This is a genomic window from Erwinia persicina NBRC 102418 (genome assembly GCF_001571305.1).
Classification (GTDB): domain Bacteria; phylum Pseudomonadota; class Gammaproteobacteria; order Enterobacterales; family Enterobacteriaceae; genus Erwinia; species Erwinia persicina.
Window position 1 is genome coordinate 1 of the sequence record NZ_BCTN01000023.1, and the last position, 12,771, is coordinate 12,771.

At 46.2% G+C, this 12,771-nt stretch carries 11 protein-coding genes and 2 pseudogenes; 3 read left to right on the top strand and 10 right to left on the bottom strand.

All coding sequences use genetic code 11. The features are described from left to right. Positions 1–339: 339 nt before the first annotated feature. Positions 340–831 carry a GNAT family N-acetyltransferase gene (locus EPE01S_RS19475; protein ID WP_062748494.1) on the top strand — a complete coding sequence of 164 codons (492 nt, stop codon included), beginning with the start codon at positions 340–342 and terminating at the stop codon, positions 829–831. A 168-nt stretch (positions 832–999) separates the two neighbouring features. On the opposite strand, the gene EPE01S_RS19480 is transcribed toward EPE01S_RS19475, so the two are convergent. Further along, the gene (locus EPE01S_RS19480) at positions 1,000–1,917 is read right to left on the bottom strand and encodes an AraC family transcriptional regulator (RefSeq protein WP_013199736.1); all 918 of its coding nucleotides are present in this window, start codon (positions 1,915–1,917) and stop codon (positions 1,000–1,002) included. A gap of 98 nt (positions 1,918–2,015) precedes the next feature. Between EPE01S_RS19480 and EPE01S_RS19485 the strand changes: the two genes are divergently transcribed. Continuing rightward, the gene (locus tag EPE01S_RS19485) at positions 2,016–3,083 is read left to right on the top strand and encodes an aldo/keto reductase (protein ID WP_062748575.1); all 1,068 of its coding nucleotides are present in this window, start codon (positions 2,016–2,018) and stop codon (positions 3,081–3,083) included. A gap of 662 nt (positions 3,084–3,745) precedes the next feature. Here the strand turns inward: EPE01S_RS19485 and EPE01S_RS19490 are convergent. The 5 genes and pseudogenes from EPE01S_RS19490 to EPE01S_RS19505 form a co-directional block, all read right to left on the bottom strand. Next, a complete protein-coding gene (locus EPE01S_RS19490) occupies positions 3,746–5,683 on the bottom strand; it encodes a methyl-accepting chemotaxis protein (RefSeq protein ID WP_013199739.1) in 1,938 nt (645 codons plus the stop codon). Between the two features lie 532 nt (positions 5,684–6,215). Then, on the bottom strand, positions 6,216–7,079 hold the full coding sequence (locus EPE01S_RS19495) for a hypothetical protein (protein ID WP_062748496.1): 864 nt from the start codon (positions 7,077–7,079) through the stop codon (positions 6,216–6,218). A gap of 102 nt (positions 7,080–7,181) precedes the next feature. After that, positions 7,182–7,931 carry an alpha/beta fold hydrolase gene (locus EPE01S_RS19500; RefSeq protein WP_062748498.1) on the bottom strand — a complete coding sequence of 250 codons (750 nt, stop codon included), beginning with the start codon at positions 7,929–7,931 and terminating at the stop codon, positions 7,182–7,184. A gap of 35 nt (positions 7,932–7,966) precedes the next feature. Then, a pseudogene (locus tag EPE01S_RS23030) lies at positions 7,967–8,293 on the bottom strand (recombinase family protein); the annotation flags it as partial. A 279-nt stretch (positions 8,294–8,572) separates the two neighbouring features. Continuing rightward, positions 8,573–9,319 (bottom strand): annotated as a pseudogene (locus EPE01S_RS19505) (IS110 family RNA-guided transposase); the annotation flags it as partial. Positions 9,320–9,680: 361 nt separating this feature from the next. Here EPE01S_RS19505 and EPE01S_RS24125 point away from each other — a divergent pair. Further along, positions 9,681–9,896: a hypothetical protein gene (locus EPE01S_RS24125; RefSeq protein WP_373279690.1), complete on the top strand. Its 216-nt coding sequence runs from the start codon at positions 9,681–9,683 to the stop codon at positions 9,894–9,896. A 219-nt stretch (positions 9,897–10,115) separates the two neighbouring features. Here the strand turns inward: EPE01S_RS24125 and EPE01S_RS19515 are convergent, their stop codons facing one another. The 4 genes from EPE01S_RS19515 to EPE01S_RS19530 all read right to left on the bottom strand — a co-directional run bounded on the left by EPE01S_RS19515 (position 10,116) and on the right by EPE01S_RS19530 (position 12,768). Beyond that, positions 10,116–10,529, bottom strand: coding sequence for a hypothetical protein (locus EPE01S_RS19515; RefSeq protein ID WP_062748500.1), 414 nt, complete (start codon positions 10,527–10,529; stop codon positions 10,116–10,118). A gap of 219 nt (positions 10,530–10,748) precedes the next feature. After that, positions 10,749–11,318, bottom strand: a complete 570-nt coding sequence (locus EPE01S_RS19520) for a pentapeptide repeat-containing protein (protein WP_062748502.1) — start codon at positions 11,316–11,318, stop codon at positions 10,749–10,751. Next, positions 11,318–12,046, bottom strand: coding sequence for an ATP-binding cassette domain-containing protein (locus tag EPE01S_RS23040; RefSeq protein ID WP_072277490.1), 729 nt, complete (start codon positions 12,044–12,046; stop codon positions 11,318–11,320). The genes EPE01S_RS19520 and EPE01S_RS23040 overlap by 1 nt, the downstream gene beginning before the upstream one ends. Further along, positions 12,043–12,768: a hypothetical protein gene (locus EPE01S_RS19530; RefSeq protein WP_062748504.1), complete on the bottom strand. Its 726-nt coding sequence runs from the start codon at positions 12,766–12,768 to the stop codon at positions 12,043–12,045. The genes EPE01S_RS23040 and EPE01S_RS19530 overlap by 4 nt, the downstream gene beginning before the upstream one ends. Positions 12,769–12,771 lie beyond the last annotated feature (3 nt).

Below are 12,771 nucleotides of genomic sequence, written 5' to 3' on the forward strand. Positions count from 1 at the left end.
AAAGAGCAGGACGTGATTTTCAGGCGAAAGAACGATCAATCGAGATGATGGACGAGTGCGCACAAAGTCCCCCTTAAGTAAGGTTAAACCCTAATTATTGAATTTATGTAAACATAAGCGGCATTGTTACTTCCCTGATTTAAAAATGATTTTTCTCAGCTTTAATTGCGTTCAACGTCACCTTCTCGCTCGAAGCTGACATTAGCCTGGCGTCAGTCCGTTTTGTGCCAACAGCGGACAGTGCTAATTTCTTACCATGTTGATGCGCGAAGGAGTTGGTCATCATGACCTTGTTCTTATGTTAAATTTGGGTGGCATGCTTACAGTAAAAGGATAAGTATGAGAATCGAGATCTGCGAGGTTTCGGATATTCCCGATCTAGCGAAGGTTTTTGTCGAAATGGAATCTTATTATTTCGGTAATGAGGCTGCCAGCTATGAAGATATGCTTTCTTATCTGACCCACAGGGTTTTTTCCATCTATTCCGGGGTAAGCGTCCTGGGGGAATGGAAAAACGGAGTCCTCGTCGGATTTGCCACGTTCACACTGATGTACCCTGCGCCAAAGTGCTCCGGTCAGGCATATATGAAAGATCTCTTTACCTCATCGGCGGTGAGAGGTCAGGGAGTTGGTAAATCACTTATGCGATTTATTGCGGCTTTCGCCGTTGAACATGGATGCACGCGATTTGACTGGACTGCTGAAACTACCAACCCGAAAGCTGCCGAATTTTACTTGTCCCTTGGGGCTTCCCTCATCAAAGAAAAGCAGTATTTCCGATTGGATCATCAGCGTTTAGCTGCGTTTGCTATGCAGGATGCACATTCCTGAAGCCTATCCCTGCTGCCATGAGTGAGAGTCTGCTGTTCGCTAAGAGCGGACATTGATCTATGCATCAGTCCGCTTTGTGCCAGAAGCGGACGTTGTATCTTTGCACGCTGCGATAACTTTTTGATAATTTTGCAAACGCATTAAAAAGACAATTATCAGAGTGGCCTCTTAAGTGTTCTTATGCAGATTGCGGTAGCCTCCTGGCGTTCTTCCGGTATGACGTTTGAATGCCAGCGAAAAAGAGGGAACAGATTTATATCCGGTTAATCTTGCTATCTCACTAATACTTAAGTGATGTTTCCTGAGTTCAGCGCATGCCAGCTCCATTCGCCATGACGTCAGATAATTCCCGGGCGTTGAACCGGTAAGCTGGTGAAACCGACTAGCGAACGCACTGCGGGACATGGCTGATTTAGCAGACAGACTTGCCAGCGTCCAGTCTGCAGATGGAGAAGAATGTATCAGTGACAGTGCGGTTCCTATTTTCCTGTCACCGAGCGCTTTCAGCCAGGATGTCCCTTTCTGATTACCCTCTAAGTATTCCCTCAGCATCTGCACCAGAACAAGTATTGCCATGCTACTGGCCACAATGTCGTGTCCGGGACGAAGCGCTGATGTTTCATGCGAAAGCAAAGTGATAAGGGCGGTGAGTGCAGGAGAAGAACTTTCCTCTCGTCGTGAAACCAGAACCGGAGGCAGATGTTTTAAAAGCAGCGGGCTGGAAGCCTCCTCAAATACGAATCTTCCCCCAATCCCCTCACTGATAAGTTCTCCCTGGCCGTAGCGGACCACGCCATCCGCTTCACGGTGAGAAGAGAATATCTGCCGTCCGTCACTCACCATCAATGCCGGACTTGAGCCACAGCAGTAAGCGTCACCCGAGGTCAGAAGATAGAAGTCCCCTTTTTCAAGCAGCAGAGGCTGCATTCCGACCATCCAGAGCCAGAAGTTCCCCTCAAGCACAGTGCCGAACTTAATGTGTTTATAAGAGGGAAACCGCATTGCCCAGGGGCCACGTGCTTCCATACGGGCCGTAAGAATGGCCTCTACCTTCAGGAGTGAAAGAATATCAGACAGCGGATCCATAACATCCTGGACGAATGAATAATAAAAAAGGGATTTCTATAATAAAAGAAAGCTTTTATCTGCGTCATTATCATTTGGAGCTTAACGGAGAAAACCAAATGAAATACGCAGAACTGGGTAAAACAGGGGTTTATGTTTCACGCATTTGTCTCGGGACGATGACATTTGGCGGGGCGGATAATGCCGCCGGTAATGCCATCGGCCGTCTGACGGGCAAAGAGGCGGATAGTATCGTTGGTGAGGCGCTGGACGCCGGCATCAATTTTATTGATACCGCCGATGTCTATGGTTCGGGGGGCTCTGAAAGCGTGCTGGGCGAAGTGCTGGCGCAGCGCCGCGGTCAGGTTTTCCTTGCAACAAAAGCGCACAGCAGAATGAATGCGGGCCCAAATGATGCAGGCCAGTCGCGCTATCACTTGATGCAGGCGCTTGAAGCCAGCCTGCGGCGGCTTAAAACCGATCACATTGACTTATATCAGGTTCACAACTTTGATGCTGCAACGCCGCCTGAAGAGGTTTTACGGACACTGGATGATATGGTGCGACAGGGTAAGGTCAGGTATATCGGCTGTTCGAATTATGCGGGCTGGCAGCTTGCCAAAGCCCTGGGTGTCTCGGCTGAACATAAGCTTGAGAAATTTGTCAGCGTACAGTCTTTTTATTCGCTGGCCTGCCGCGACATTGAGCATGAACTCCTGCCGGCAATCAAGGACAGCCACAGCGGACTTCTGTGCTGGAGTCCACTGGCAGGCGGGCTGCTTTCAGGCAAGTTTGATCGCAGCGGCAATCATGACGCTTCGGGCAGGCGCGCGAAGATCGAATTTCCACCCGTCGACAAGAACCAGGCATGGGATATCGTGGATGTGCTCAGAGCAGTTTCTGAAAAACACAACACCACACCAGCCTGCATTGCGCTCGCCTGGCTGCTTTCGTCACCGCAGGTGACCAGCGTTATAGCGGGCGTGCGTAATGTGGAGCAACTCAGGGGCAACCTCTGCGCACTGTCTGTTGAGCTCAGTGAAGAAGAAAAAGGAATGCTCGATGAGGTCAGTCATCCAGGGATTCGTTATCCGGGCTGGATACAGTCATATAATGCCGCGAGTCGTTTCCCTGCGGGCTTTACCGATACCGGACCCAGTTGGGTGCTGGGCGAGTCACCCGTCTGAAATAAAATATATATGGGATGTCCGGTTCGTATTTAGGCCGAAAAGGGCTGGTACAAAATAAATGCCAGTAGAAGCTGAATATCTCAGTGTCAAAGATCCGCTGCTCGCTCGAAGCAGCCTGATGGGCTTCACCTACAGCAGTTTGGTGCCAAAAGCGGACGTTGCTTGCATCATGGAATGTTAGTTTACCGAGAGCAGGCCAGCGCCTCTATGCAGCTAACCCCGCCTCTAATGATTTGCTGCATATCGCCATTTTTAAATTTGAAGTCTGATTGATGAAACTGCGTAGTAAGAGATTTGACTGAATGGCCGGATGGCGCGAGTGCAGAACAGCGCCCCAGGGGGAAGGTGTAACGCGCCGTCCGGCACGAGAGGAATTATGAAGGCCATCCGCAATAGAAACAACTATAAAGAGGAACGCGTTGCAGGTTGCATTACGGATGTTATGAGCGTAGCTCATATGGGCAATTGGAGAGTAATGCCAAATATTTCAACAGGCGTTCAATTAGTCCACCGAGCCTTTAATTGCAACAGTATAACTTTATCATGGTTTTAAATGAGATAAGCCATCCCTCAAGATGGCTTATCAAATGCAAATACAGAAGAAGTTTTGTAAAAATGTTGCCGCATTAAATGGCACACAACTAAAGTATTTGAACCACTTATACAGCGTTTGTGCGGAACACGCTGACAGCATCCCTCAGGCTTGCGGCCCGGCTTGCAAGTTCATCAGCAGATGATGCAGACTCTTCAACCAGTACGGCATTCTGCTGCGTAACCTGATCCATCTGTGTCACCGCAATATTTATCTGAGATATGCCCGCACTCTGTTCTTCAGAAGAAGATGAAATCTCTCTGACTAATTGAGATGTCTGCTCAATAGCTTCCACGCTTTGCTTAACTTTTTCACCGGCATCCAGGGCCATCGAAATTCCCTGTTCGGCATGCTCAACTGACTGCTCAATCAGTCCTTTGATCTCCTTCGCCGCTCCAGCCGATCGCTGTGCGAGTGCCCTGACTTCAGATGCAACAACAGCAAAGCCCTTGCCGTGCTCACCTGCCCGGGCAGCTTCAACGGCTGCGTTTAAAGCAAGAATATTAGTCTGAAACGCTATCCCGTCAATAACGGAGATGATTTCTTTAATCTGCCCCGCACTGTTGCTTATTTTTTCCATTGAAGCCAGCACTGACTCCATCGCCTCACCACCTCTTAAGGCCGCACTGGTAGCGGAGTTGGCCATTTCAGCAGCATGGCGCGTGTTATCTGCATTATTGCCGATAATTGACGATAACTGCTCCATACTGGCCGCAGTCTCAGCCAGAGAGGCTGCCTGTTGTTCAGTTCGCGCAGAAAGATCACCATTTCCGCGAGCAATTTCTTCAGATGAGGTAGCGATAGTGACAGCGTTGCTTTTGATGTTTTCAACCGTAAGTGTAAGTCGCTGACTCATTTGCAGTAATGCCTTGAGCAGTCCGGCAGTTTCATTACGTCCTGTCACCGTAAATGTTGACGTAAGGTCACCACCTGCGACTTCAAGCGCCAGCTTTGATGCTGCACTGACAGGTCTGGTAACGGAGCGAATGATAACCAGAGCGAAAATTACTGCCAACAGGACGATAAAAACAAGAACTGTCAGTAGTGCATATTGTGCATACCGGTGTTCCTTAATCTGCGCATTCAGCATTTCATTCAGCTCATTACCTCCACCAATGGCGTAGTCGCTGAATTTGTTAATAGCGTGCGTAAAGAGCGCTGCATAGTTTTTCGGGTTTTGATTCGTCATGCTCCGGTTAAGAAAAATCGCCTCAGCGGTTTTGAGAGCACTGTTTGCCTCCTGAACGGCTGCATCTGCATCTGCACTGAACTTTTGCTTAAGTGTGTTATCAGATAAAAATAGTTTTTCAGAATCCTGAACAAATAAATTCAGGTTATACGAACCATTACTGATTAAAGACTCCATACGGACAGAGTCTGCTTCACTTATGCTTTCATTTCGGGCAAGAAGGGAAGTGCCGAATGCACGTATTTTCCCAAGGCTTTCGGTCAATTCAGGCAATGATGAAAAATTACTCGTAATTAAACGGTACGTGTTGATATCTGAATCGAGAGAAAGGCCGTAAAAATCCAGCACATCACGGTTCGCGTTCAAAAGGTTGCGAATGAGGAGGGCATGCGCATCAAGACTGGCTGTTAGAGTCAGTTGTGAAGAATCGATTCTCTGCTGTAGCTGGCTCCACTGTGTGCGCACATCATTAATTTTGCTGATTATGGCAGCGCTGCCTTCTGTCTTGGCCATATCTTTAGTAATAACGTCAGTAATGTTTTCAATTTCATCTCTGACCTGAGCGCGGGACGGTGTTGCTGGATTTTTAGTTGCAATGGCAATGGCGGTTTCTGCACGATGGCGCTGTATCAAATTGAGTAGGGCTAAAATCTTATTTTCTACGGGTACACCTGTTACCTCCCTTTGCTTATCCTGAATGTATTTATTACCTTCGGAAACAAAAAGCATGGTAGGAACTGAGAACAGGACAAGGGAAAACAGGCCCAGAATGGCAAATTTGGCGGTAAGACTTATATTGTTAAGAATCTTATTCATTTATAATTCCTGGTGAATTAATTCGTTATAGTGACAATTACAAAAGATACCTTTGCAAAGCACCTTAACCTTTTTATCGGTTATTTCTTCATTAACTTTATACCGCATTGTTGATTTACTGCTTTACGGAATAAACCTTTAGTAACGCTAAACAAAGCACTTAAGCTAAATAATCATTATTTCTCGGGATGAAGTTATGTTCGCAGCGGCATTAGTCATTGCTGGATTTTAATCTGAGAATTTTTACTGAGATTTGAATGAGTCGGCTGAACTAAATGCGGATCGCGCACATGTATTATGAACATGTCGCCGAAGGACGTTGTCTCGGGGAGGTAAGGTGAAGCAAAACTATCTGACCTGGCAGGCGCTTTGATCGCTGCGAGTGACCTGCTCCCCGTTGATTCACTCATAACGCTGTTAGCAATGTCCGCTTCTCGCTCAAAGCAGCCCCTCTCTAATTGATTGTGCTAAATCAACAAAACCTATCAGCTAAAGTCTGAGCTGATGCACCTTCATGCAAGTGTCAACACGGTCAATATGCGACGCTTACCCATTGTCCAGTCAGACGGCTCGCATATTTCCGGTTTTTCACGGGCAAGCCACAGGCCACAGCGGAGAATGAAACTGTACTGCGTTTCTCTGGAGCGGGGCGGAGTACCGACGTTTCCCGCCACTTCCGGCACCACCGGGCCCAGTCAGGCGCGATACCTTCTGTTGGCTTTTCATGCCATTCCTGATAGTTACGCATTCTCAGAGGACTTTTTATAATTCCCATAGCAGCCAGTGCATAGGATATTTTTCCTGTCACTCTTGCGATCCCCCGGTCGTGGCAGTTCTGCCCCCGCCACAGCAGGTCTGCCGTGAACGTTTCAAGACGCGGATCGTTGTTCATCAGCATCAGAACACCCAGCATATCTGACAGGTTGTGTTTCTGATTCTGCCCGGCATATCCCAGTGAGATCAGAACGTCTGTCAGCCGGTCAAGTTCATGACTGACAATACTCCGGCCGTAGATGGCACTGGCATACAGCGACGGTGCGCCATGCACTGGCAGGCTCAGCGCAGAGGGAAACGGGCCGAGATGAAAGGCAAAGGCGACAAGCAAAGGCCTGCCGGAACTGTGCTGCTGACAGAGCGCTAACCACCTTTCCTGCGTCCACAGCCAGCAGGGTTGCCCCGCCCGGTGCGTTTCTGCCAGAACGGCAAGGATGATAATTCTGACCAGCCTGGCACTGATACTGCTGCGCGAGGCTATGTCCTGCAGAGGCAACAGTAAAAAAGGCAGAGAACCGGGCCGATCGAGCGCAGCTGACCGCCGGCAGCATGTACGTATCGCGTCTCTTTCCTCAGGGCTTAACGCCTCACCCAGCTGATAGTCTGTGCTTTTAAAAGGCACATAAGTGACTCTGGACGTTTTTTTTCATTCATCAGTAAGGTTCTCCTGAAAAATAAGTCTGGGGTTCTACGCCGGAACCCCAGATTTTTCCGGCTGCCAAAACTATACCGAGGTTTTATACTCCGCTTGGGTAACAAATTTACAAATTTTACTGATGATGGCAGGTTCAGGCTTAAGTATTGCGCCTACATGATCTCCAGTTGCCGAAATGAACGCGTATTTTTTTGCTTCGGCCCAGAAATTCAGTTGTCGGTAGTAAACATCTTCCAATCCGGCCCAAAATAATTTAGGAATGTTGATCTGAGTAAGTCGCTCCGAATCATAAAAACCATCGTACGAACTGATTGCATTGAAATATGCACGTACTGCTGGTTCTGTATCAGATGTAATCCAGTCAGTTAATTCAGGAGCAGTAATTTTTGCGTACGCAAAAAAGGTATCAAAATCCAGTTTTCCGTTTGGACCTTCAGGAAGGCCATTTTCAACATCCCATCCACCAATAACCAGTGAAGACAGGATGTTCGGATGGTATTTTACTAATCCTGCAGCCAGCCAGGCCCCCGAAGAATAACCTACTATATGCGCTTGGTTGCATCCTAATGCATTGATTAATAATCTTATGTTTGATGCCTGCTTTTCCTGCTCATAAAGACCAGCTTCAGCTGGCTTATCACTCATTCCATGCCCCAACATATCAGGATATGCTACACAAAATTTGTGGCTAAGAGCCTCAACTAACCCATTAGTGAGCCATGAGTTTCCATCCATCAGCAAGCCATGTAAGAGTACTACAAGAGGACCATTCCCTTTTGTTCGATAATATAAATGACCATTTTTTCCATTCGTATTCATATAATACCTTTAATAATAAAATTTAATTAACTGGTCTAGCTCCGGTTGAGAAGTTTTATTCCGTCAGAACGCAGTTGACCATCAGGGGATATATGTCTGTACAGCGTTTGCCGGGTTATCCCCAACTCCTGACATAAAGTACTGACTTTTGTCTCGGGCCTCCCCATTGATGCCATTGCCAGTCGCAATTTTATGGGGGTCATTTTGTAAGGCCGCCCGCCTTGCCTCCCACGGGCTCTTGCCGACGCCAGTCCTGCAGTAGTTCGTTCGGCAATCAGTTCGCGCTCAAACTCGGCCAGTGCGGCAAATATACCAAAGACGAGCTTGCCAGCAGCAGTCGTGGTGTCAATGGGCTCCGTTTGGGAAACGGAAAATATTGTACTATAAGGGCTTCCCCGGCATGTCAAAGCCGGTATTTATGGTTTCTGTCTGCTCTTCAGTAAAAATAAAGGGGAGAGACTGCGGTACTATAAACGGCCATGATGAATCGTCACCGATTCGGGCCCTGATGAAAGACGCGCGTGAGGTTCTTGTTCGTTAAGCGGATACGTATATCCTGTACAATAGCCAGATAGGCCTCACGGGGTCTAACCCTTTATCATCAACGAATTGCAGGTCAGATGGTTATACTGCTTCGGGCTTTAGTTGGCTGAGTACAGCCGGAAATCATCACCGTAATGTAGTGATGCCCAACATAGCCGCGCGTTTTTGGCGGCGATGGCCACAACAGCCCGCCAGTACCCTCTGCGCTCAACCAACATACAAACCCAACGGCTGAATGAGTCAGTCCTTTTCCCGGCGCCAATAAGCACTGAACGAGCCTCCTGAACCAGAAGCGTTCGCAGATACGAATCACCGGCTTTTGTGATCCTGCCGAGTTTCGACTTTCCGCCGCTGCTGTATTGTGATGGCGTCAGCCCCAGCCAGGCTGCCAGTTGACGTCCATTTTTAAAATCATGTGCATTACCGATACTGGCCACCAGTGCACAGGCCGTTGTGGGACCAACGCCCTTTAGCTCCATCAGCCGCTGACTGCGATGATCTGTTTTGGCTATGCGGGATAAAATTCGGTCGTATTCAGTGATGTTAGCTTCAATGCGATCAACGTGTACCATCAAATCATCAATACATTGCTGAACCTGAAGCGGTAAAGAGCTCTTCTGCACAGAAACCATGTGGCGCAGGGCATCAGCACTTTGTGGCGCGATGAAACCGAATTCAGATATCAATCCTCGCAGACGATTATACGTTGCTGTTTTCTCTTCGATAAAACCCTGACGGGTACGATGTAAACACTGCATGGCCTGCTGGCTTTCGTCTTTCACTGGTAAGAACCGCATATGCGGACGACGAACAGCTTCACAGATAGCCTGAGCATCAGCTGCATACTCCTCTACGTTTCGACCGGTTGATCACGTTAATACTACCCGGCCTTACTGGCAATCAGAACAATTAGCGAGCTATGCTCATGATGACGCGTCGGTATATTTCCGGGGCGAGAAGATAAAAGGAGTTAATCCGGGAAATTTCCAGGTTATTTTTCCATTTGGAGAGGATGATAAATGGCATATTTACAACGTCTTCAAAAGTAACGGCTCAACCTTTGTCGGTGGCTATAATGTTGGTGATTTAGAACTAAGTAAATTTCATCTTCTTTCTGTTGTCTCCTGTCCGGAGCATGGACTCACAAGATGCACGGGATTTAGCGCTCCAGATGCCTTTTTCCGTGCGGGAAACTGGGGCAGCGGAGTGACAGGTTACATCGGGAATGATGTCATCCTTTTACAGCCCGAAGTGATAAGTCGCTTCTCCAATATGGCTTCACCAGACATGTTTATGTTTGCGTCATCCCAGCGTATTTATCTTTATACTCACAGTAAATTTTACGAAGTGGTTGAAGGTGAGGCAGGTTTACAAAAGAAACTTGTTGATATGGATAAACAGTATTTCGAGCACAATCCATGATTATCTGGCAGGTGGAGTGTGAGTCCATGCTGTCATGTGAACCTTATGCATTCAACATTCAGATGAGTCTGTAATTAAAACTGCGCACACGGGGGGCGGAAGACATCGGAATTCCGACACCCTGGACTCACCTGTTTCCATATGTCTGGCCGAAAATGAGACCATTAGTTCCTTTCTTTAACGGTCCATCTGTCTCGATACTGATTGATACCATATGCATCAATCCCAGTAAACCAGATAAGCAAGTGCGGCAGCTGAACAGAAAACGTAGGGGCTTAAAAGCAAAACATCTGAATAAGGCGTTTCACATATCCTGATAACAGGCCATGCCAGTACAACCAGCCACATGAAGAGCGCAGAGCACACGATAAAAAAGCTCCCCTTCAGGGCAGCGTCAGGATAAAATCGCTTTGAAATCATCGCTAATGGCATGCCGATTATTAAAGAACCCATCGTGGTGCCAATAATACTCATCATAACGATGAAAAAATAAGTAAAAATGAGACCCACTACGGGTGTACTGCTTTTTCCCCAGGAAAGATAGGTTAAAACCAGTAATGAACCCACGACACTACTAAATATTGCTGATATCACAGATACTCTAATCCGGTTGTCGTCAATAATGTTCGTCATAATTTTCTCAGTGTCTGAGCAGTTATATTGATGCAGCGTATCCGCTTAAATTTTCGGCACGAGGCTTGATAGCAAAACAGGCTTCCGGCACAGCGTCCTCGTGTCGACCTGTGACGGGCGTCCGGGCAATAAGGACATTAAGGCCACCTTTCAGGATATTTTAGCGCCAGGGCATTGAGCGTCTCGCATCCTTAAGGCTGAATCGCCTTACCCTTCTGATCAAGCAGATGATGAAATAACAATCCCCATCCTTTTGAGAATTTTTAAACCAGCCTCTTGCGGGATTTTAATAGAAGAAATCTTATTAATATCGTGATTGATATCCAGGCCATCTGTCATTGAAAAATTGCAGTGAGATAAGTCAGAGAACCTGAACTCTGTGTTAGTGAACTCCGATCCGGTAAAATCAGACTTACGGAGGTCTGCTTCTTCAAATAAACAATCCCTGAATTTAGTTGAGAGGAATTTCGATTTCTGTAATCGCAACCCGATAAAGTCAATGAACCTGAGATCACAGTTTTCCAGAGAAAATGTACACGGGAACATAATGCCAGATGCATTAACGCCCTGCAACAAACAACTTTCGAACTCACAATCAATGACTTTACAAAAATCAAAATTTAAAGATTTAAGTGAGCAATTCAGGAATCTACACTTTTCAAACTCGCAGTCACGGAAGTTAGCCATGTCCATCTGGATGCGTTCAAATACGCAATTGTAGTAGCTGACGCCTGAAATATTGGCTGCGCCAGGCCGACGGTTTGTTATTTTTTTATCATGAATGTCCATCAATTAACTCCACCCATAATGACTTTGATAAAAGCCTTTTCTGGCGTAGTTTCTTTATTTGAATGAATGAAATTATCCATATCATCATAGCGCTGAATACCTTTTTTAGACAACATATAGAAAGGAATAGTTCCTCTGGTAAGTTCATCAAACATGTGGGTTGAGAAAAAGACAGTCTTACCCGAAGCAGTGATTTTATTAATCAGATCCCAAAGCATCATTCTGTATTGAATGTCAATACCAACTGTGGGTTCATCCAGCAAAAAGAAACGGGCATTGGTACACAGAGTTAACATCAGGGATATTATAAGCCATCTCTTTTCGCCATAACTGATCGTATAGGTTCTTTTATGTCTTATTTTTTCGTATCGTATGAAAAAATCTTCATTCCAGTTCTTTTCGAGTTCTGCCCACGCCTGCTTTTTAGTTAATTTATTAAAACAGCAAACCAGCTCAAAAACCTCCTCGTTCCTGAGCGTTCCTGAAAGGTTTATCACCTGAGGCAGGCTTACCATCTCATCACCAGAGAAGTAACGTTCGACAGTTCCTTCATAATTGCCTATCCCGCCTTTAATGATATTAAAAAGGGTGGTTTTCCCGGCTCCGTTTTCACCAAGAAGGCCGATTAAACCGCCCTGCTCTATTTCAAGTGACATGTTATTGAATACAGGAAAATTGCCTTTGTACGAAAAGCTGAGAGAGTTTATTTTGAGAAGTGGCATGGTCATTGAGAACTCCACACTGGTTCTGTTTTGAAAGTCATAGCTGAAAATAAGCTCAGGATAAACATCAGACTATAGACCAGAATGGTAATGAAAGATACGGTATTTCCAGCATGGAGAAGCGTGGAGTATATGGCAATCGGATTTATGAGATTTACCCAGTAAACGAGACCGGAATTATATTTTAAAGATACGATACCCAGAACCATACACACCGTTATCAATACGGAATAGATTGTGCTGGCAGTCTGAAAAGTTACACGAAAGGATGCCATAAACGTCAGTGAAGCCATCATTACAATATTTATGCATATCGTTTTTAAAATCAGAATGCCCGTCTGGTAACCCGGAAATGTCTGAAAACCAATAAATACGACAGCAATAAAAAAAATCACGTACAGAACTGACATGATAAGGGAAGCCGTCAGCTGGGATCGAATAAACAATAACCTCCCCTCCATACTGTGTACAAATGTGGCAATAAAACCACTTTCTCGTCTTCCTGTCAGGTACAGACAGTAATTAAAGAGTACGACAGAAAATGAAATGTATCCCACGAACCACGATATCTGGTGCTCAAGCCATAATGCATCACCGAAATGCTCTTCAATTTCATTAAAGTGCAGAAAAAAGAACAATACACAGGGAGACATAATAGTCCACATAATGCTTAAGGGCGACCTGATTTGTTCCATTAAAAAAATAAATGTCATTTTTAATGTTGCCACAAT

Coding starts and splice junctions, on each gene's coding strand:
- EPE01S_RS19475 (WP_062748494.1), top strand. CDS start 340: ATGAGAATCGAGATCTGCGAGGTTTCGGATATTCCCGATCTAGCGAAG.
- EPE01S_RS19480 (WP_013199736.1), bottom strand. CDS start 1,917: ATGGATCCGCTGTCTGATATTCTTTCACTCCTGAAGGTAGAGGCCATT.
- EPE01S_RS19485 (WP_062748575.1), top strand. CDS start 2,016: ATGAAATACGCAGAACTGGGTAAAACAGGGGTTTATGTTTCACGCATT.
- EPE01S_RS19490 (WP_013199739.1), bottom strand. CDS start 5,683: ATGAATAAGATTCTTAACAATATAAGTCTTACCGCCAAATTTGCCATT.
- EPE01S_RS19500 (WP_062748498.1), bottom strand. CDS start 7,931: ATGAATACGAATGGAAAAAATGGTCATTTATATTATCGAACAAAAGGG.
- EPE01S_RS19515 (WP_062748500.1), bottom strand. CDS start 10,529: ATGACGAACATTATTGACGACAACCGGATTAGAGTATCTGTGATATCA.
- EPE01S_RS19520 (WP_062748502.1), bottom strand. CDS start 11,318: ATGGACATTCATGATAAAAAAATAACAAACCGTCGGCCTGGCGCAGCC.
- EPE01S_RS23040 (WP_072277490.1), bottom strand. CDS start 12,046: ATGACCATGCCACTTCTCAAAATAAACTCTCTCAGCTTTTCGTACAAA.